Annotated in this window: 18 protein-coding genes; 12 read left to right on the top strand and 6 right to left on the bottom strand. The window is 37.5% G+C overall.

Annotated features, from left to right (window positions below; all coding sequences use genetic code 11):
* Position 1 precedes the first annotated feature (1 nt).
* The 3 genes from GHI93_RS06640 to ptsP all read left to right on the top strand — a co-directional run bounded on the left by GHI93_RS06640 (position 2) and on the right by ptsP (position 3283).
* The gene (locus tag GHI93_RS06640; RefSeq protein WP_153496281.1) at positions 2 to 1033 is read left to right on the top strand and encodes a 3-deoxy-7-phosphoheptulonate synthase; all 1032 of its coding nucleotides are present in this window, start codon (positions 2 to 4) and stop codon (positions 1031 to 1033) included.
* Between the two features lie 250 nt (positions 1034 to 1283).
* A complete protein-coding gene (locus GHI93_RS06635; RefSeq protein WP_054639877.1) occupies positions 1284 to 1550 on the top strand; it encodes a phosphocarrier protein HPr in 267 nt (88 codons plus the stop codon).
* 2 nt (positions 1551 to 1552) lie between these two features.
* Positions 1553 to 3283: a phosphoenolpyruvate--protein phosphotransferase gene (gene ptsP, locus GHI93_RS06630; RefSeq protein ID WP_153496280.1), complete on the top strand. Its 1731-nt coding sequence runs from the start codon at positions 1553 to 1555 to the stop codon at positions 3281 to 3283.
* A gap of 163 nt (positions 3284 to 3446) precedes the next feature.
* On the opposite strand, the gene GHI93_RS06625 is transcribed toward ptsP, so the two are convergent.
* Both GHI93_RS06625 and GHI93_RS06620 read right to left on the bottom strand, forming a co-directional pair.
* Positions 3447 to 3746 carry a YbaB/EbfC family nucleoid-associated protein gene (locus GHI93_RS06625; protein WP_153496279.1) on the bottom strand — a complete coding sequence of 100 codons (300 nt, stop codon included), beginning with the start codon at positions 3744 to 3746 and terminating at the stop codon, positions 3447 to 3449.
* 316 nt (positions 3747 to 4062) lie between these two features.
* Entirely contained in the window at positions 4063 to 4656 is a 594-nt protein-coding gene (locus GHI93_RS06620) for a TetR/AcrR family transcriptional regulator (RefSeq protein ID WP_246177053.1), read from the bottom strand.
* A 637-nt stretch (positions 4657 to 5293) separates the two neighbouring features.
* On the opposite strand from GHI93_RS06620, the gene GHI93_RS06610 reads away from it, so the two are divergent.
* Together GHI93_RS06610 and GHI93_RS06605 are read left to right on the top strand one after the other, a co-directional pair.
* Positions 5294 to 5566 (top strand): hypothetical protein, encoded by a 273-nt coding sequence (locus tag GHI93_RS06610; RefSeq protein ID WP_153496277.1) that lies wholly within the window; start codon positions 5294 to 5296, stop codon positions 5564 to 5566.
* Positions 5563 to 5886, top strand: a complete 324-nt coding sequence (locus tag GHI93_RS06605; RefSeq protein WP_153496276.1) for a hypothetical protein — start codon at positions 5563 to 5565, stop codon at positions 5884 to 5886. The genes GHI93_RS06610 and GHI93_RS06605 overlap by 4 nt, the downstream gene beginning before the upstream one ends.
* Positions 5887 to 6252: 366 nt before the next feature.
* Here the strand turns inward: GHI93_RS06605 and spxB are convergent, their stop codons facing one another.
* Positions 6253 to 8055, bottom strand: coding sequence for a pyruvate oxidase (gene spxB / locus GHI93_RS06600; RefSeq protein WP_153496275.1), 1803 nt, complete (start codon positions 8053 to 8055; stop codon positions 6253 to 6255).
* A gap of 410 nt (positions 8056 to 8465) precedes the next feature.
* Here spxB and GHI93_RS06595 point away from each other — a divergent pair, with 410 nt between their 5' ends.
* From GHI93_RS06595 to GHI93_RS06575, 5 genes are all read left to right on the top strand, one after another.
* Positions 8466 to 9515 (top strand): phosphate/phosphite/phosphonate ABC transporter substrate-binding protein, encoded by a 1050-nt coding sequence (locus GHI93_RS06595; protein WP_153496274.1) that lies wholly within the window; start codon positions 8466 to 8468, stop codon positions 9513 to 9515.
* 147 nt (positions 9516 to 9662) lie between these two features.
* A complete protein-coding gene (gene phnC, locus GHI93_RS06590; RefSeq protein WP_153496273.1) occupies positions 9663 to 10403 on the top strand; it encodes a phosphonate ABC transporter ATP-binding protein in 741 nt (246 codons plus the stop codon).
* A complete protein-coding gene (phnE, locus tag GHI93_RS06585; RefSeq protein WP_153496272.1) occupies positions 10404 to 11216 on the top strand; it encodes a phosphonate ABC transporter, permease protein PhnE in 813 nt (270 codons plus the stop codon). It abuts the gene before it with no gap.
* Between the two features lie 9 nt (positions 11217 to 11225).
* Positions 11226 to 12035, top strand: coding sequence for a phosphonate ABC transporter, permease protein PhnE (phnE, locus tag GHI93_RS06580; protein ID WP_153496271.1), 810 nt, complete (start codon positions 11226 to 11228; stop codon positions 12033 to 12035).
* A 60-nt stretch (positions 12036 to 12095) separates the two neighbouring features.
* Positions 12096 to 13655, top strand: coding sequence for a bifunctional metallophosphatase/5'-nucleotidase (locus tag GHI93_RS06575; RefSeq protein WP_343030332.1), 1560 nt, complete (start codon positions 12096 to 12098; stop codon positions 13653 to 13655).
* Between the two features lie 119 nt (positions 13656 to 13774).
* Here the strand turns inward: GHI93_RS06575 and GHI93_RS06570 are convergent, their stop codons facing one another.
* Positions 13775 to 13936, bottom strand: a complete 162-nt coding sequence (locus GHI93_RS06570) for a hypothetical protein (RefSeq protein ID WP_211368883.1) — start codon at positions 13934 to 13936, stop codon at positions 13775 to 13777.
* A 193-nt stretch (positions 13937 to 14129) separates the two neighbouring features.
* Here GHI93_RS06570 and GHI93_RS06565 point away from each other — a divergent pair, with 193 nt between their 5' ends.
* Together GHI93_RS06565 and GHI93_RS06560 are read left to right on the top strand one after the other, a co-directional pair.
* Positions 14130 to 14705 carry a biotin transporter BioY gene (locus GHI93_RS06565; protein ID WP_343030331.1) on the top strand — a complete coding sequence of 192 codons (576 nt, stop codon included), beginning with the start codon at positions 14130 to 14132 and terminating at the stop codon, positions 14703 to 14705.
* Entirely contained in the window at positions 14705 to 15679 is a 975-nt protein-coding gene (locus GHI93_RS06560; protein ID WP_153496269.1) for a biotin--[acetyl-CoA-carboxylase] ligase, read from the top strand. Before GHI93_RS06565 ends, GHI93_RS06560 begins: the two co-directional genes overlap by 1 nt.
* A 65-nt stretch (positions 15680 to 15744) precedes the next feature.
* Here GHI93_RS06560 and GHI93_RS06555 read toward each other — a convergent pair whose 3' ends face one another.
* Both GHI93_RS06555 and GHI93_RS06550 read right to left on the bottom strand, forming a co-directional pair.
* A complete protein-coding gene (locus tag GHI93_RS06555) occupies positions 15745 to 16428 on the bottom strand; it encodes a VIT1/CCC1 transporter family protein (protein WP_153496268.1) in 684 nt (227 codons plus the stop codon).
* Complete coding sequence (locus GHI93_RS06550) at positions 16428 to 17117, bottom strand: VIT1/CCC1 transporter family protein (protein ID WP_153496267.1); 690 nt, start codon at positions 17115 to 17117, stop codon at positions 16428 to 16430. Before GHI93_RS06550 ends, GHI93_RS06555 begins: the two co-directional genes overlap by 1 nt.
* Between the last annotated feature and the right edge of the window lie 172 nt (positions 17118 to 17289).

Here is a 17289-nt window from a genome sequence, read left to right as displayed (position 1 = left end):
CATGGCATTTACAGAAATTAGTCCAAAAATCGATATTGAGTCCATTAAAAAACTGGGACATCTCAATTCCGAACAAGAAAAAAAGAAAACTGCACGAGATCGTGAACTTGAAGCGATTATCAAAGGAGAAGACGATCGTTTACTTCTTGTGATTGGTCCATGCTCATCAGATAATGAAGCCGCAGTGCTTGATTATGCACACCGCTTAGCACAACTTCAAGAAAAAGTTAAATCTCGCTTATTTATCGTCATGCGCGTCTATACCGCCAAGCCTCGCACGAATGGAGATGGTTACAAAGGGATGTTGCATGAGCCAGATGAAGACGGGCATACCGATCTCATTAATGGCATCAAGATGGTGCGCGATTTGCACTACAAAGTAATCACACAGACAGGATTGACCACAGCTGACGAGATGCTTTATCCTGAGAATGTACGATTGGTCGATGATCTGGTCTCCTATCACGCGGTCGGTGCACGATCAGTTGAAGATCAGCAACATCGATTTACGGCATCAGGAATTGACGCACCAATCGGGATGAAAAATCCAACATCTGGAAATCTCAAAGTCATGTTTAATAGTATTTATGCCGCACAACAACCTCAACATTTTCTTTTTGCGCGTGCTGAAGTTGAAACATCTGGGAACCCACTCGCACACGCTGTTTTACGAGGTGGATTAGATGAAAATGGGAAAAATCACCCGAATTATTACACCGATAATTTACTTGACACGATTGCTTTATATGAAAAAATGAACTTGAAAAATCCATTCATCATGATTGACACGAATCACGATAACTCAGGCAAACGCTTTATGGAGCAGATCCGCATCGTCCGCCAAACCTTGATCAATCGGGCATGGAATGATGAAATTAAAAAATACGTTCGTGGGTTCATGATTGAATCCTACATTGAGGATGGCCGCCAAGATCGTCCAGAAATTTACGGAAAATCCATCACCGATCCTTGCTTAGGCTGGGACAAAACAGAAACACTCGTTCAAGAGATATTTGAATCACTCAATAAATAAGACCTCACAGTCTTTTTTATTTATCCTATCGGATAACTATTTTTTTGAAATAATGCATCTATCCGAAATAAAAGAAGTGCTCAAAAGGAATCGAAGCGTGAACATTCGAATTCATTCCTCAAGAAACATTTTTCATCAAAAAAATTTAGAAAATATTGCAAACGACTTCACTTTGTGGTACAATTTGTAGAGTGATAGGTATTCAAACACAAGATACTATCAGTAAATGAAAAACAAGGAGAACCATAAAATGGCATCTAAAGAATTCCACATTGTTGCAGAAACTGGTATTCATGCACGTCCAGCTACATTGCTCGTTCAAACAGCTTCAAAATTCACTTCAGAGATCGCTTTGGAATACAAAGGAAAATCTGTAAACCTTAAATCTATCATGGGTGTGATGTCCCTTGGTGTTGGTCAAGGTGCTGATGTTACAATCACAGCTGAAGGTGCTGATGCAGATGATGCTATCGCAACGATTGCTGAAACTATGACTAAAGAAGGACTTGCTGAATAATCATGACAACTATGCTTAAAGGTATTGCTGCATCATCAGGTGTAGCTGTAGCAAAGGCGTACTTGCTTGTTCAACCAGATTTATCTTTTGAGACAAAAACAGTTGAAGATTCAGAATCTGAGAAAGCTCGCCTTGACGCAGCCTTGGCTGCCTCTATTGACGAGCTTTCTTTGATTAAGAGTAAAGCAGTAGCGAGCCTTGGAGAAGAAGCTGCATCAGTATTTGATGCACACATGATGGTTCTTTCTGACCCAGAAATGACGGGTCAAATCAAAACTGTCATTGATGACAAGAAAGTCAACGCTGAATCAGCGCTCAAAGAAGTGACAGACATGTTTATCTCGATCTTTGAAGGCATGGATGATAATAAATACATGCAAGAACGTGCTGCTGATATCAAAGATGTCACAAAGCGTGTAATGGCCAATCTATTAGGTGTTAAACTTCCTAGTCCAGCATTGATTAATGAAGAAGTTATTATCGTTGCTGACGATTTGACTCCTTCAGAAACTGCTCAATTAGACAAGAAATTTGTAAAAGCCTTTGTGACAAATGTGGGAGGAAAAACATCTCACTCTGCCATCATGGCTAATACGCTTGAAATTCCAGCCGTTTTGGGAACTAAAAATATCACAACGCTTGTTAAAGATGGTCAAATGCTTGCTGCAAATGGCTTAACAGGTGATGTTATCATCGAGCCAACAGAAGAACAAGCAGCTTCATTTGTTGAAGCTGGAAAAGTTTATGCTGCAAAAAAAGCGGAATGGGCTGCGCTTAAAGATGCAAAAACGCTCACTGCTGATGGCAAACACTTTGAACTTGCTGCAAATATCGGTGCACCAAAAGATGTTGAAGGGGTAAATGCTAATGGCGCAGAAGCTGTTGGACTTTACCGTACAGAATTCCTCTACATGGAATCTGATCATTTCCCAACAGAAGATGAGCAGTATGCTGCATATAAAGCAGTACTCGAAGGCATGAATGGAAAACCTGTTGTTGTTCGGACGATGGATATCGGTGGAGATAAGACATTGCCTTACTTCGATCTTCCAGAAGAAATGAATCCTTTCCTTGGATGGCGTGCCCTTCGGATTAGTTTGACTCAAGGTGCAGGTGAAGAAATGTTCCGTACACAACTGCGTGCCCTTTTACGCGCCTCTGTTCACGGACGACTTCGGATCATGTTCCCAATGGTTGCACTTGTTACAGAATTCCGTGCAGCAAAAGCCATCTATGAAGAAGAAAAAGCAAAATTAATTGCAGACGGTGTTGCCGTAGCAGATGGAATCGAAGTCGGAATCATGATTGAAATCCCAGCAGCCGCAGTTTTGGCGGACCAATTTGCTAAAGAAGTTGACTTCTTCTCGATCGGTACAAATGACCTCATTCAATATTCAATGGCTTCTGACCGAATGAATGAACGCGTTTCTTACCTCTACCAACCTTACAACCCATCACTTTTGCGTTTGATTAATCACGTTGTTAAATCTGCACACGCTGAAGGAAAATGGGCTGGAATGTGTGGTGCGATGGCAGGAGATCAAAAAGCTGTTCCATTGCTTATGGGAATTGGCCTTGACGAATTTTCAATGTCAGCAACTTCTGTACTTGAAACACGCTCACTGATGAAACGTCTTGATTCTACTAAGATGGAAGAACTCGCTGACAAAGCCTTGACACAAGCCGCTACAATGGAAGAAGTTCTCGCTCTTGTTGACGACTATACAAAATAAAAATCAGATTCTGTCAGTACTGACAGAACGATCACAACATAAAAAACTCGGTGTTCTTTAGTGAACGCCGAGCTTTTTAATTAAAAAATTTTTCTGTCAGTACTGACAGAAAAAAATAAGAAAAACGGAGCTAAAAAACGCCGCTTTTCATCTCAAACAGTCATTAGAAAGGCAATCCTTTAGTGAATTTTCCCATCTTTTCCTCAGTAATTTTTTCGATTTGACCCAGCGCATCATTCACCGCGGCAATGGTCATCTCTTGTAAGGTCTCAACATCATCAGGGTCAATAATCTCAGCATTAAAATGGATGGTTCTTAATTTTTTATCCCCTGTAAATTCAACACTGACCAATTCTTGAGGCGATTTTCCAACAAAAGTAGAAGCATCAATTTCATCTTTTGATGCAGCCATTTGCTTTTGAAGCTTTTGTGCCTGACGCATCATATTTTGCATATTCATCATCGTAGTTTTAATTCTCCTTATCAGCGACTGTGCGCCATTTAAAATACAAATGAGTCACGAAACGCAACGAGAATGTGTGATGACTTAAAACCACAAGGGCAAAAACGACATCCCACTTTTCCTCACTCATTTCCTTCCATTATACCATTTTCACAGCAAAATTTGAACCCCAACCACCGCGTGATCATTCTTCAAAAATAAAAAATTCTCCCAAAATAGGAGAATTCATTACACTTAAAAACTATATTAAACAACCAGATCAACAAACTGAAAATTAGGACTGCGATTTGAATGTATAAAAAGAATTAAGCAATAATTACAGATTTGAATCTTTGTAAGAAAATTGCGATTTTTGAGTTAGCATATCAATTGGAGATTGTTGTAAAAGATGAATAAATTTTTTCACGAAAAGAGCGGGCGGCTCAGGTGAATCAGTTGATAACCATGTAGATATAATAGAAAGAAATTCTTTTACAACAATCTGAGATAAAAAAGCATTAGAAAATACATCAACTTTCCCGAGCTTATCAAGATAATCTGTAAATAAAGGAATATATTTCTGTTGCAAAAACATCAACCAATTAGGATCGATATATGAATTAAAAAGTACCCTAAGCCATTCTTGTTTTTCATATAAAAAAGGGAGGATAGTGCTGAAAAACTTTGAAATGTCAGGATCTTCGCTGGAGATAAATTTCTCAAAATCAGTCCTTATTTCATTATCAATCAAAAAATGAATTCTTTCAATAATTTCTGGTATTCCTCTAAAATGATTACGATAAGCGTTTTCTCGTGACATCCCAGCTCTTTTTGCAACCATAGCAAAAGTCATTTTTTGTTCGGGATATTCCTTGGCCACTCGAAAGAAAGCCTCTATTAATTGTCTTTGAGAATCACTTGTGACAGGCATGCCTGTACCTCCTTCAAATTTTATTTCTAAATGAATTATATCATTAATTTACATCATTGGAATCTAAAAACTAAAAAAGAATGTTAAAGAAAGAAAAAGGTCACACAGTGTGAACGTTGAATTTGGTTACATGCCTCTCAAAGCTCATAAAATATAAGCAAAGAGCTTCTATAATCATTAGAAACGTTCACATTATGAGAACTAAACATTATTGTTTTTACCTTGATAGAATGATAAAATTCAATTGTAGATTAGTAATGAGATTTTCATATATGGAATATCTATCCAATTAATAGATAGAGCAAAGCTCATTTTTAACTTTGACAAACGTTGCATTACTTCTTTACGAAATTTATGATGAGTATATTGCTTTCTTGTTTAGTATTTGTGATGAGTTGGTTACAGGGAAATGCTGTCGTACAAAAGACTTTTTTGGCGTTAAGTGTTTCTATTGGATCGTTAATACTTGGTTACCTTTTTCCAAAATCAGAAGGGAGTCTCAATGAAACTACTTCTACAGTTCTTTTGATTATGTTTTTTGCGTTGCTAGAATTATCAAATCGAGTGAATGGTACTGCTCTTTTTATTATTTTAATATTAGGGGGAATACTATTTTATATTTTAAGAAAGGAGAGATATGAAAGAATATAGTAAAACATTTGGAATAATGACAATGATCTATTTAGGGATGTTGCTCATTGACACTCTATTCACTTTGTTTTCTACCCCAGCAAACTATTCTGTCATCGTGACCTCATTGTTAGGGATTCAAATCAAAAATACAATTACGACACATAATATTACGACAACCTTTTCTCCCACTTGGATCTTAGTGATAAGTTACTTCGTTACTTTAATTTTGGGATTTGCAATAAATAAAGGAATAGAAAAAGTGAAAAATAAACAATGATTTTACTTGTTTTGATTTATTTAATGTCATCGCTAGTGATTGTTTTAAGTCATGAGTTACTTCATTTTTTTATGGCAAAAATTAAGGAAAAGCATTACTCTAGTCAAGATAACCAAAAATTAAATCGTTTTTTTGAAAAATATACTCATCAAACATCATTGTCTGTACCTTTTGTGGTGTCAATCAATTCGAAAGGACAAGTTGAAACACATGTTGGAACTGTTAGTGACCATGATGCTGAAAAAGCAAGGATGACCATTCAACAAAAATCAGATTTAAAAAAATTTTTAGATAAAATGATTCTGTTTAGCAAGAATTAACAATTGAAAAAGAACTAAAAAAGAGTGGTTCAACTATTTTTTACTATTTTTTTCTTATATTTTTTCTTGAATTGAATATATTTTTAGTAAAGGATTTAATGTCGTGCTTACGAAAACAGCAATTTTAATTTATGGATTGCTGTTTTATTTTGTTTAAAAAATTAATACTAATTTCAAAATATACTAATTATAGTTAAGCTTCAATGAACCAAAATAATCTAGTGAAGTGATGAATAGATGTGTACTAATATTTAAAAATTTTTTTGCTATTTAGAAAGAGCTGGATTAGTTTTATGTATCCATCATAATAGCGTAATCATTCTTCAAAAATAAAAAATTCTCCCAAAATAGGAGAATTCATTACACTTAAAAACTATATTGATTTTCTTCATCTTTGATATATTGAGAGCTCAAGTGATGTTGTTCAAGAATTTCTCTAAAAGGAACCAGATTCTGTGCTTCATATTTTTCCTTGTAAGCTAAGACCTCAGCTTCAGAATAAAGCGACGGATCAAGTTTTAACGTTTCAACTGGCAGTGGACGATCATGTGTAATTTTCGCATCAATGACCACAACACGTCCGTGACGATAATGCTCCACAGCTTCTTTAACCACACGATTAATGTCCTCAATCTTACTTACCGTAAGACCAACAGCACCTTGGGCTTCAGCAATTTTTGCGTAATCTACATCATCAAAATCAACCCCAAAATTATAAGTATTTGTATCTTCATACTTGTTTTTGATGAAGCCATACTCCGTATTTGTGAATACAACATTTATGACAGGCAGTTGATAATGGACATTTGTGACCACATCAGGATAAGTCATCGCAAAAGCACCATCCCCAACGATATTCCAAACCTGTCGATTAGGATAAGTTTTTTTCGCAGCAATACCACCAGGAATCGCAATTCCCATACTTGCAAAGAGTGGAGAAGTACGCCACATATTTTTTTCAGTCATATGCAAATGCCGTGTAGAAGTAAGGGTTACGTTCCCGACATCAATCGAGAAAATCGCATCGTTATCAGCAAAAGTGTTAATTGCATGGTACACTTGATAAAATTGCAAATCCCCTTGTGTTTTTTTCTCCAAATGATCCATATATTCTCGCCAATTTTTGACGTTTTCAAGATTAGCATCCCACCAAGCAGATTGTTCAATGGCTGTTGTTTTTTCTAAAAGCGCAGTGACAGAAAGTCCAGCATCTGCTAAAATCGCAACATCTGCTTGATGCCGTTTTCCAAGCATGCCAGGATTATTGTCAATCTGGATGAAGTGCTTCACATTACGAAACGTCCGCTCAACTTCTGCAAATGGAAAATTTGATCCAATAAAAAGCACAGTATCAGCTTCGAGTATAGCCTCATTTGCAGGTTTCCAACCGACACGGAAAGTAGAACCAAGCAATGCTTCAAAATCCCAATCAAAAGTTTCAAAATTTTTCCCAGTTGTGATGAGAGGTGCTTTAATTTTTCGAGACAACTCTTGAACGGCTTGACCATGACCACGAGTACCAAAACCAGCATAAATCACTGGACGCTTTGAGTCGCGCAAAATTGCTACTGCTTCATCAATCTCAGCCTCATCGGGTGCTTGAGGTTTAAAGTGATGATGTGTGAGCCCAGATGAATACCACGCATCAGCATCAATTTCTGCAAAACCAAAATCTGCAGGCACTTCAAGAACCGCTACACCACGTTTTGTGATTGCACTACGAATCGCTTCATCTACTAATTTAGGTAATTCTTCAGCATAAGCCACTCTACGATTATACACCGCAACATTCTCATACATTGGATTTTGATTCAATTCTTGAAACGCATCCATTGCATTTTCACGATTTGGTTTCGATCCCAAAATTGCAAGCATTGGAATCCGATCCATCGCTGCATCATAAATTCCATTGATCAAATGTGTTGCGCCAGGACCTCCTGAACCAACAGCTACACCAAGTTTTCCTCCCCATTTCCATTGCATTTCAGCCGCCATAGCACCAGTCTCTTCATGCTTTACTTGAATAAATTGGATGTGATGACCAGGATGTCCCATCGCATCCATAAGGCCACTAAGTGTCCCTGATGGTATCCCATACATGGTGTCCACACCCCATCCCTCCATTACTTTTAAAGCAGCTAGACCAGCTGTTATTTTATCTGATGCCATTATATCTATTCCTCCAATAAACACTCTAATCATTTTTTGAAATCGATTTCAAAAAATATTATACCAAAAAATGATTCCTTATTGAAACAAATTGTTCGGAAATTTCGAACGTTAAAGCAACGGAATCGATAAAATTCATCTTTTAGCGCGCGTGTCATTTTTTTTATCTAAAATCTGGGATGAAAATTAAAAAAATTAAACCACTTTAATTAATCCAAAAATTCATAATAATCACTCAATAAAAAATACTTTTAAAATACAACGTTCGATATTTACGAACGATAAAAAAGATTAACAGAATGTTTACAAACACACCATTGTCAAGAACAAAAAAATAGTTTAGAATAGTCTTGTAGTAATAATGCGTTCATCGATGTGATGAATAAAAATTAAGGAGATTCATTTTCAAAATGAAAAAGACATCAAAGAAAGTTATTGGACTTACAGCGGCTGCATTGATTGCAGTATCCGTTCTTGCTGCTTGTGGTAATAATGCTTCCTCTTCAAAATCAGAGAGCAAAACGATCTCAAACTTGAAGATTTCATTTATCCCATCTAAAAATCCAGATGACATCACAACAGCGACAAAACCAATCGCAAACATCTTGAAATCTGAATTAAAAAAACAAGGATATACTGTTAAAAACATTGAAACAAGTGTTGGGACAAACTATCAAGCCGTTGGAGAAGGACTTGATGCAGGTTCCGTTGATGTCGGTTATGGGATGTCAGCCACAACTTATGCGATGTATCAAGACGGTTCAACGCCACTTTTGATGGCAACGCGTAAAGGACTTTCAAATGATGCTTCTGCTTCTGCAAAATATTGGAATGAACACAAACCAACCACTAAAACAGACAAAGAAGTTACATCTTATCGCTCCCTCATTATTACTGGTAATTCTGAAATGGGTAAAAAATTAGCCAAAGAAGCTAATGATGGGACATTGACATGGAAAGATTTGAACGCTGCTAAATGGGGACTTGAATCAACATCATCAGCTGCAGGTTATATGTATCCATCACAATGGTTGACGGAAAACTTCAAGCACTCCATTCGTGATTTGAAAAATACTGTGACCGTTGATTCATACGACTCTGCAACAGCTCAACTCGCTTCTGGTCAAATTGACGTGATGCCTGAATATGCTGATGCGCGTTTAGATGAAGCAGTAAAATGGAACACAACATTTGGTGCTAAAGGAAGCATCTGGGATGATACCAACGTCATCGGTGTAACACCAGCGATTGCTAATGACGGAATTATGGTCTCAGAAAAATCTAAAATTATGACGCCAGCATTCAAAAAAGCGTTATCAACTGCGATTAAAGACATGGCAAAAACAGATGAAGGTAAAAAAGTCATCGCCATTTATTCACATGACGGTTATGTCGATTCATCAAAAGATGATTATAAAACAGCAATCAAAATTGTTAATTCAATGAGTAAGGCAAACTAATCACATCACACATCATTCTAAAATAAACAGTCTGGACAGCTGATACGGTTCCAGACCTTTTTTGCAGAGGGTGTAAATAAGCAGTAACGTTTTTCTTTGTTAAAAGAAAATTAAAAAATAAAACCTTTCATGGAAGGTGGAGGATTCATGATTAAATTTGAAAATGTGTCAAAGGTTTATCCCAATGGCACCAAAGGGCTAACCAACATCAATCTAACAATTGAGCAAGGGGAGTTTGTTGCGATTATTGGGACATCTGGTGCAGGAAAATCAACTTTGATTCGCTGTGTCAATGGTTTAAACAATATTACCCAAGGAAATTTATTGGTTAATGACACAGATGTCGCCAAGCTAAAGGGGAAAGAATTACGGCAATTCCGTCGTCATGTCGGAATGATTTTTCAATCCTATAATCTTGTTCCCAGAGCGACCGTATTAAAAAATGTCATGTTTGCTCGTGTGCCCGATATGAATTTATTTAAAGTTATTTTTGGTCTATTTTCAAAGGAAGATAAGTTGGCTGCGCTAGATTCACTCAATAAAGTCGGGATTTTAGATAAAGCATTTATTCGTGCAGATCAACTCTCAGGCGGACAACAACAGCGGGTTTCACTTGCGCGTGCATTGACCCAAGATACAGACATTTTACTTGCAGACGAGCCCGTCTCAGCATTGGATCCCGTTACTGCTAAAGAAGTGATGGATGATTTTAAACGCATCAATGAAGATTTAAATAAAACAATTTTACTCAACATTCACCACGTCGAGCTGGCATTAGAGTATGCTTCACGAATCGTTGCGATTAAAAAAGGGGAGATCGTCTATGACGGTCCATCTCAAAATGTAACAAAAGAAATTTTGGATGAAGTTTATAGGAAAGAGGCTTAAATGTACGATAAACTCTTTAAGCCCAAAAAAATAACCCTAAAAACAGGAGAAGTTGTTGAGCAAAAGCGCAGTAAAACATGGTTTTATTGGCTGGTGATTCTTGTAATTATCTATCTTTCTGTTTTATTGACAGGCTTTGATTTTAAGTCGCTTGCAGGAATTAACCTCTTTTTCCAAAAGTTAGCAAGCATGTTTCCGCCCAATTGGTCCTATTTTCATTCCGTGTTACCTCCGTTATTAGATACAATAAAGATGAGCTTTTTTGCTTCGCTGATTGGTGCTATTATAGGAGTACCTTTCGCCATTTTAGCAGCAAACAATATTGTTAAAAACAAAGCAATCAATGCGGTTGTTCGTTTCATTTTCATGATTACAAGAACATTGCCGACGCTTGTATTAGCCTTGATTGCAACCTATATTTTTGGTCTTGGGACTTTTGCAGGAGTCATTGCCATCTTTATCTTCACCTTCTCATTCATCGGAAAGCAATTATTTGAAGTCATTGAAACAGTAGATATGGGACCCTTTGAAGCAGCAGAAACACTCGGTGTGAGTCCGCTCAAAGCCTTCTTTGTCTCTGTGTTTCCACAAGTCTTACCGACCTACTTATCTACAGCGCTCTATGCTTTTGAAGGAAATGTCAGATATGCAGCGATTTTGGGATATGTCGGAGCCGGTGGGATTGGAAACATCTTAAATGATCGTGTTAATTTTCGTGATTTCTCAAGCGTTGGGATGATTTTACTGTCCATTTTAGTGACCGTTATGATCATTGATTTTCTTAGCGCTTTAATCCGTAAAAAGATTGCATAAGGGGGAAAAATGAATTCTAAAATAATTGAAGAATATAATCGCAGACCCAAAAAATGGTTTTATTATTTGCTGATTATTCTGATTGTACTTGCCATCTCAATTTGGTCAACTTCTGTTGTCCAATTTCACGGCGTTTCTGAACATGGTTCGTTAATCGCAAAAAATATTTTTACTGGGATTTTTCATCCAGATACTGCATTGATGTTTGATTTTGGAGAGACAGGACTTTCTTACTTACTGCTCCAAACACTAGCGATTGGAATTTTAGGAACACTGGTCGGAGCGATCATTGCAGTTCCTCTTTCTTTTTTGGCGGCAACGAATTTAGTTCCAACGTGGTTTGCATACATCATTCGTGTCGTTTTGATGGCCATTCGGACCATTCCATCGTTTGTTTATGCGCTTTTATTTATTCCAGTTGTCGGGCTAGGTTCTTCTGCTGGAGTCATGGCACTTGGATTTGAGTCGATCGGGATGATTGCAAAACTATTTATCGAAGCGATCGAGGATTTGGATATGGGTGTCATTGAAGCGATGGATGCTGCAGGAAGTACGACATTCCAAAAAATTAGATACGGGGTTCTTCCTCAACTTTTACCGGAGTTGTATTCGATTTTGCTCTATCGTTTGGATATGAATTTACGTGATGCAGCCATTTTAGGACTTGTCGGAGCTGGTGGTATTGGAGCACCGTTAAGTTTTGCAATGAGTGGTTACAAGTGGTCATCTGTTGGTGCCATTTTATTGGGACTCTTAGTTTTGATTATTGTTGTCGAATTAATTTCATCACGAATCCGTCACATCTTAGCAAAAGGATAAAAAATAAAGGATTAAAAGTTCCAAAAAAATGGGACTTTTTTAACGATAAGGAGATTAAAAGTGAAGATTACAATATTAGAAACCAGTGACATGCATGGATTTGTCCTTCCTACAAATTTTACAGAAAGAAATATGAATCTCCCTTTTTCAATGGCAAAAGCAAGATCAAAAATGGATGAACGAACCCTTCTTGCCCAGTCAAAAGGGAATATCATTTTAAAAATAGAAAATGGGGATCTGTTACAAGGCTCTGCTTTAGCATATTATTTAGCTAAAAAATCAAAATCTGGCGTGCATGATTTAGTAGAAGTCACGAATGCGTCAGGGTATCAGGTGGGGCTTCTTGGCAATCACGAATTTAATTATGGATTGAACTATCTCCAATCTTATGTTGACCAAGCAGCTTATCCCATTTTGGCAGCAAATGTATTGAATGCATCTGGAAGCCCAGCTTTTGGACCAGAGTATAAAATCATTGAAACACAAGGCATTAAAATTGCAATCATAGGATTTTTAACACAATACATTCCTCATTGGGAGCAGCCTGCAACAATCAAAAATCTAACGTTTCAATCTGTTGTTACAACAGCTAAAAAAATCTTACCTCAACTTCATGAGCTTGCGGATGTTGTGGTTGTTGCTTATCATGGCGGATTTGAGCGCGATTTAAACACAGGAGAACCAACAGAAGCGCTGACAGGAGAAAACGAAGGGTACCAATTATTAAAAGAATGTGGCCACTGGATTGATGCGTTTGTCACTGGTCACCAACACCGAGAAATTGCACAGCACGTGCTAGGCGTCCCAGTCGTTCAACCAGGATATCGCGGTGCTTTTGTAGGTGAGATTGAGCTAGAGCTAGATGAAGACAAAAAGGTTATCCATTCTACAGCACAAATTCACGAAACTGGTGCAATGGAACCTTCTAAGGAAGTTGTATCTATCATCTCAGACATCAGTAAAGAAACAGAAGATTGGTTAGACACACCAATGGGGCAAGTTTCAGGAGAGATGCAAATAAAAAATCCAATGCTTGCGCGCGTGTCTGAGCACCCCTATATTGAGTTTATCAATAAAGTTCAGATGGAAGCATCAGGAGCAAAAATATCTGGAACAGCGCTATTTAATAATGAAGCCCGTGGTTTTGGTCAGGTGATTACGATGCGTTCTATTTTGACAAACTATATTTATCCTAATACGTTAGCCGTCTTACGTCTTACAGGAGCGGATTTAAAAGCAGCGTTAGAGCGTACCGCAGAGCATTTAGAGCGAGATGAGCAAGGGGACATAATTTTTAGTCCACGCTTTGTCACACCAAAACCAGAGTACTATAACTACGACATGTACGAGGGGATTGATTACACCATTGACTTGACACAGCCGATTGGACATAGAATCGTTGCACTCACTTTTGAGGGGCACACCATCACAGCACAGGAGCAATTAGATGTAGTGGTAAATCAATATCGAGCCGTAGGTGGTGGCAATTACGACATGTTTGATGCCAGCAAAATTGTAAAAGAAATTACAGTGGATATGACAGAGCTCATTGCAGAATATCTAAAAAAGCACCCTGTGATTGAAGCAACAGTAAACCATAACTTCAAAATCATCCATTAAAAAAACACCACCCAGAACGTGTTCTGGTGCTTTGTGCCCAAACAGGCATTTAAAAATCTGTCAGTACTGACAGATTTCAAAATTTTTAACAGTGTAATTTCTGTCAGTACTGACAGAAATTATTTTTTACTTAAACGACGATTTTCCCATTTTTTCAGGGCTTTCATCTCTTCATGATTAATTTGTTCGTGATGCACTTTGGGGCGTGCGCCTTTATTGAATAAGAAAGTGCCTACGATAAGAATAATCAAAGAAAGTGAAATTGAGATTAATATGAACATCCTTTCCTCCGTGTTTTTTAATTCTAAATTCATTTTCTCATTTTATTCTTATAATTCAAAGCAATATCATTCAAAAAACAAGAATCTTCTCAAAAATAATAGTGACCTTATATTTGATTAATGGGTTACTATTTGTTATGCTATAAATACAATAAAAATGATTATTGTAAAATATATTTGAGGAGTAGTTCTTGTGACGAACAACAAAAAAATTAAAATGCTCACCTATTCAGCGATGATGACCGCTTTTATCATTGTATTAGGATTTTTCCCAGCCATCCCGCTTGGATTTATACCAGTTCCCATTGTTTTACAAAATATGGGAATTATGATGTCAGGTGAATTACTTGGGTCAAAATACGGGACAGCCTCTGTCTTTTCTTTCCTATTTTTGGTATTATTAGGTGTGCCGGTATTGACCGGTGGTGCAGGAGGTGCAGCACATTTTCTAGGACCAACGGGAGGATACTTGATCGCTTGGCTATTTGTCCCTCTTTTGATAGGATTTTTCCTAGAAAAAAGAAGCGCGCGTCTCTCAAATCCGTGGTGGTTTGAGTTGAGCGTTGTCATTATCGCAGGTGCCCTTTTCGTTGATGTCATCGGCTCTTTTTGGCTCTCATGGCAAACACACCTTCCAATTTTAACTTCACTAAGTTCCAACTTAGTTTTTATCCCAGGAGATCTGATCAAAGCAATTTTATCAGTGATCATTATCAGACGTCTCAGAAAGAGTCTTAGACTTGATGGGACCGATAGAAAGAAAGCATAATGAATTCAACTAAAAATCTTGTATTAAAACAACTTCTAAAACAGCGAGACACATGGGTTTCAGGGGATGATTTAGCTAGCCAAATCGGTGTCAGCAGAGAAAGCATTTGGAAAGCCATCAATAGCTTGAAACGTCAAGGAAATGATATTTTAAGTCGAAAAAACTTGGGCTATCGTTATAGCGGCAATCCATTTTTAGATGTAGATACAATAGATTTTTACAGTGACCACCATTTTGAAAACAAGATTATCGTATTCAAAGAAACCACATCCACTCAGGATATGGCAAAACAATACCTCAGTACGCATACCATCTCATCCCCTGTTATTTTTCTAGCGGATCATCAAACAAAAGGCTATGGAAGACGAGGACGTTCTTTTTATTCACCAGCACAAACGGGACTTTACCTCAGTATCATCCTTCCAAATCCGGATCATCAACTCTTTCAAGTAGGATTATTGACAACCAGTATCTCAGTTGTAATTGCAAGAGTACTTGAGCAATTTTATCCGGAAAAAAAATTCCAACTCAAATGGGTCAATGATGTCTATTTAGATCAACATAAAGTAGCAGGAATCATTACTGAAGCAGTCCTTGATTTAGAATCAAGCACTGCAGCTCATTTTATTCTAGGGGTTGGAATCAACTTGTCCACACAAGATTTTCCAGAAGATTTAGGCCAAATTGCACAAGCAATTGATCCAACGATAAAAGTTGATCGCAACCAACTTGCCGCAGCATTGATTCAGCACATCACGAAAACTGCGGTCAATTATACCGCACCAGACTTACTAAAAGAATATCGCAAGCGCTCGCTTATCTTAGACAAAAAAGTGACCCTACAACTCGGAAATACCTCAGTTTTTGGCACAGCAAAACAAATCAAAGACGATGGCGGACTTGTGATTCAAGATGATTACGGAAAACTCCACACTTTCAATAGCGGAGAAGTAATAAAGCTCAGATGGGCTTAAGGAACAGATAAAAAAAGAAAAAAAAGAGCGTGACCTCATCACTGCTCTTTTTAATGTGAAAAAGATTAACTAAAGATTTTACCTAAACCATAGTGGATAAAAATCGTGATTATTCCAATGATAATATTACGCCAGATCGCTTTTTTGACAAAACCATTGGATAATTTTGAACTAATCAATCCAGTAAAGGCAAGCGCAACTGTGGTAGATGCAATAGTGATAGGAAATTGATACGGTCCTTTGATGAAAATCATCGCCAATAAAGGAAAAAGTCCGCCAATCGTAAAACAAATCAAAGAAGAATAAGCCGCCTGCCAAGGATTCATATAATGTCCAAGTGTAATATCATATTTGACAGACAATACCGTCTCCAGTGGTTTTTTAGCAAGCAATTCTCTTGAAATCTGAGCCGCAGTCGCTTGAGAAATTCCCTTTTGAATATAAAAATCCGTCACATCGCGTTGTTGCCCTTCAAAATCAGTCTTTAATAATTGTTTTTCTCTTTCAACAACAACTTTCTCACTATCAGACTGCGAGCTGACACTGGCATATTCCCCAGAAGCCATAGAAAAGGCTCCAGAGATCAGATTAGACAATGCCGCGATAAAGAGAGCAAAAGCACTTCCAGAAGCCGCAGAGACCGAAAACATGACACCGACAACAGTCAAAATCCCATCATTTGATCCCAATACACCTGCACGAATACTATTTAATTTTTCATCCATCGTCATGTGTTTTTTATTTGCCATTAAAAACCTTCCCCTCTAAAAATCATCCCAACAACATACGTCACAACCATCGTCAAAATCCCTGAAATGATATTTCTTAGTGCCGCATGTTTCTTATCTGCACCATTAAAACTTGCCGCACCATAACCCGTAAGCGCAAGTGCGATGACGACAGTGATAAAAGTAAGTCCCTCTTTTAAAGCAGTCGGCGCACAAGAGATCGCAAGCATGGGTAAAAGTGCACCTGCCGGAAAAGAAAGCATTGAAGCAATCGCTGCAGCTCGTGCATCTAATTCCTGACCGAGCGTAAAACCAAACCGTTCTCTAACAGTAGTCCCCAGCGCATCCTTATTCATCATCTCATTGGTTGCTTTGAGCGCCAATGGCTCAGAAATTCCCATGTCTCGATAGTTTTGATAGACCGCATCAAATTCTTTTTGAAAATCTTCTTTTAAAGCTTTTGTCTGATCTTCAACAATCTTTTTTTGAGAATCTCTCTGTGAACTCACAGAAACATACTCTCCCATCGCCATACTGACCGTCCCAGCTAATGTTCCTGCAAGACCAGCTAAAAGGATGGTTCCCATATTTGTTGTTGCCCCAGCAACCCCAACGACAATCCCCGCAATCGAAATGATGCCATCATTTGCTCCCATAATACTTGCTCTGATGATATTATTATATTGTGAAAAATTACTTTTCTTCTTCATTATTTGCTCCTTTATTAGAATCATTCTAATCTCATAGTTCTATTTTAGAACAATTCTAAACAAATAGCAATTAATTTGAAATGATGATGAGGAAATGATATAATGTAAAAAGGTCTAATCCTCCTAAAATAGCACTTTTACAAGGATTAAAAAAAAATAGAAAGAGGTGATG

The sequence above is a fragment of the Lactococcus hircilactis genome (genome assembly GCF_009601015.1).
Classification (GTDB): Bacteria; Bacillota; Bacilli; order Lactobacillales; family Streptococcaceae; genus Lactococcus; species Lactococcus hircilactis.
The sequence above is the reverse complement of the archived record's forward strand: the minus strand, read 5'-3'. Positions and strand labels throughout refer to the sequence as shown.

What these genes read in the sequence shown, in the direction of transcription:
- GHI93_RS06605 (WP_153496276.1), top strand. Translation starts at nt 5,563, where the DNA reads ATGATTTTACTTGTTTTGATTTATTTAATGTCATCGCTAGTGATTGTT.
- GHI93_RS06635 (WP_054639877.1), top strand. Translation starts at nt 1,284, where the DNA reads ATGGCATCTAAAGAATTCCACATTGTTGCAGAAACTGGTATTCATGCA.
- phnE (WP_153496272.1), top strand. Translation starts at nt 10,404, where the DNA reads ATGTACGATAAACTCTTTAAGCCCAAAAAAATAACCCTAAAAACAGGA.
- GHI93_RS06570 (WP_211368883.1), bottom strand. Translation starts at nt 13,936, where the DNA reads ATGTTCATATTAATCTCAATTTCACTTTCTTTGATTATTCTTATCGTA.
- ptsP (WP_153496280.1), top strand. Translation starts at nt 1,553, where the DNA reads ATGACAACTATGCTTAAAGGTATTGCTGCATCATCAGGTGTAGCTGTA.
- phnC (WP_153496273.1), top strand. Translation starts at nt 9,663, where the DNA reads ATGATTAAATTTGAAAATGTGTCAAAGGTTTATCCCAATGGCACCAAA.
- GHI93_RS06625 (WP_153496279.1), bottom strand. Translation starts at nt 3,746, where the DNA reads ATGATGAATATGCAAAATATGATGCGTCAGGCACAAAAGCTTCAAAAG.
- GHI93_RS06610 (WP_153496277.1), top strand. Translation starts at nt 5,294, where the DNA reads ATGAAAGAATATAGTAAAACATTTGGAATAATGACAATGATCTATTTA.
- GHI93_RS06595 (WP_153496274.1), top strand. Translation starts at nt 8,466, where the DNA reads ATGAAAAAGACATCAAAGAAAGTTATTGGACTTACAGCGGCTGCATTG.
- GHI93_RS06550 (WP_153496267.1), bottom strand. Translation starts at nt 17,117, where the DNA reads ATGAAGAAGAAAAGTAATTTTTCACAATATAATAATATCATCAGAGCA.
- GHI93_RS06560 (WP_153496269.1), top strand. Translation starts at nt 14,705, where the DNA reads ATGAATTCAACTAAAAATCTTGTATTAAAACAACTTCTAAAACAGCGA.
- GHI93_RS06620 (WP_246177053.1), bottom strand. Translation starts at nt 4,656, where the DNA reads ATGCCTGTCACAAGTGATTCTCAAAGACAATTAATAGAGGCTTTCTTT.
- GHI93_RS06555 (WP_153496268.1), bottom strand. Translation starts at nt 16,428, where the DNA reads ATGGCAAATAAAAAACACATGACGATGGATGAAAAATTAAATAGTATT.
- GHI93_RS06640 (WP_153496281.1), top strand. Translation starts at nt 2, where the DNA reads ATGGCATTTACAGAAATTAGTCCAAAAATCGATATTGAGTCCATTAAA.
- phnE (WP_153496271.1), top strand. Translation starts at nt 11,226, where the DNA reads ATGAATTCTAAAATAATTGAAGAATATAATCGCAGACCCAAAAAATGG.
- spxB (WP_153496275.1), bottom strand. Translation starts at nt 8,055, where the DNA reads ATGGCATCAGATAAAATAACAGCTGGTCTAGCTGCTTTAAAAGTAATG.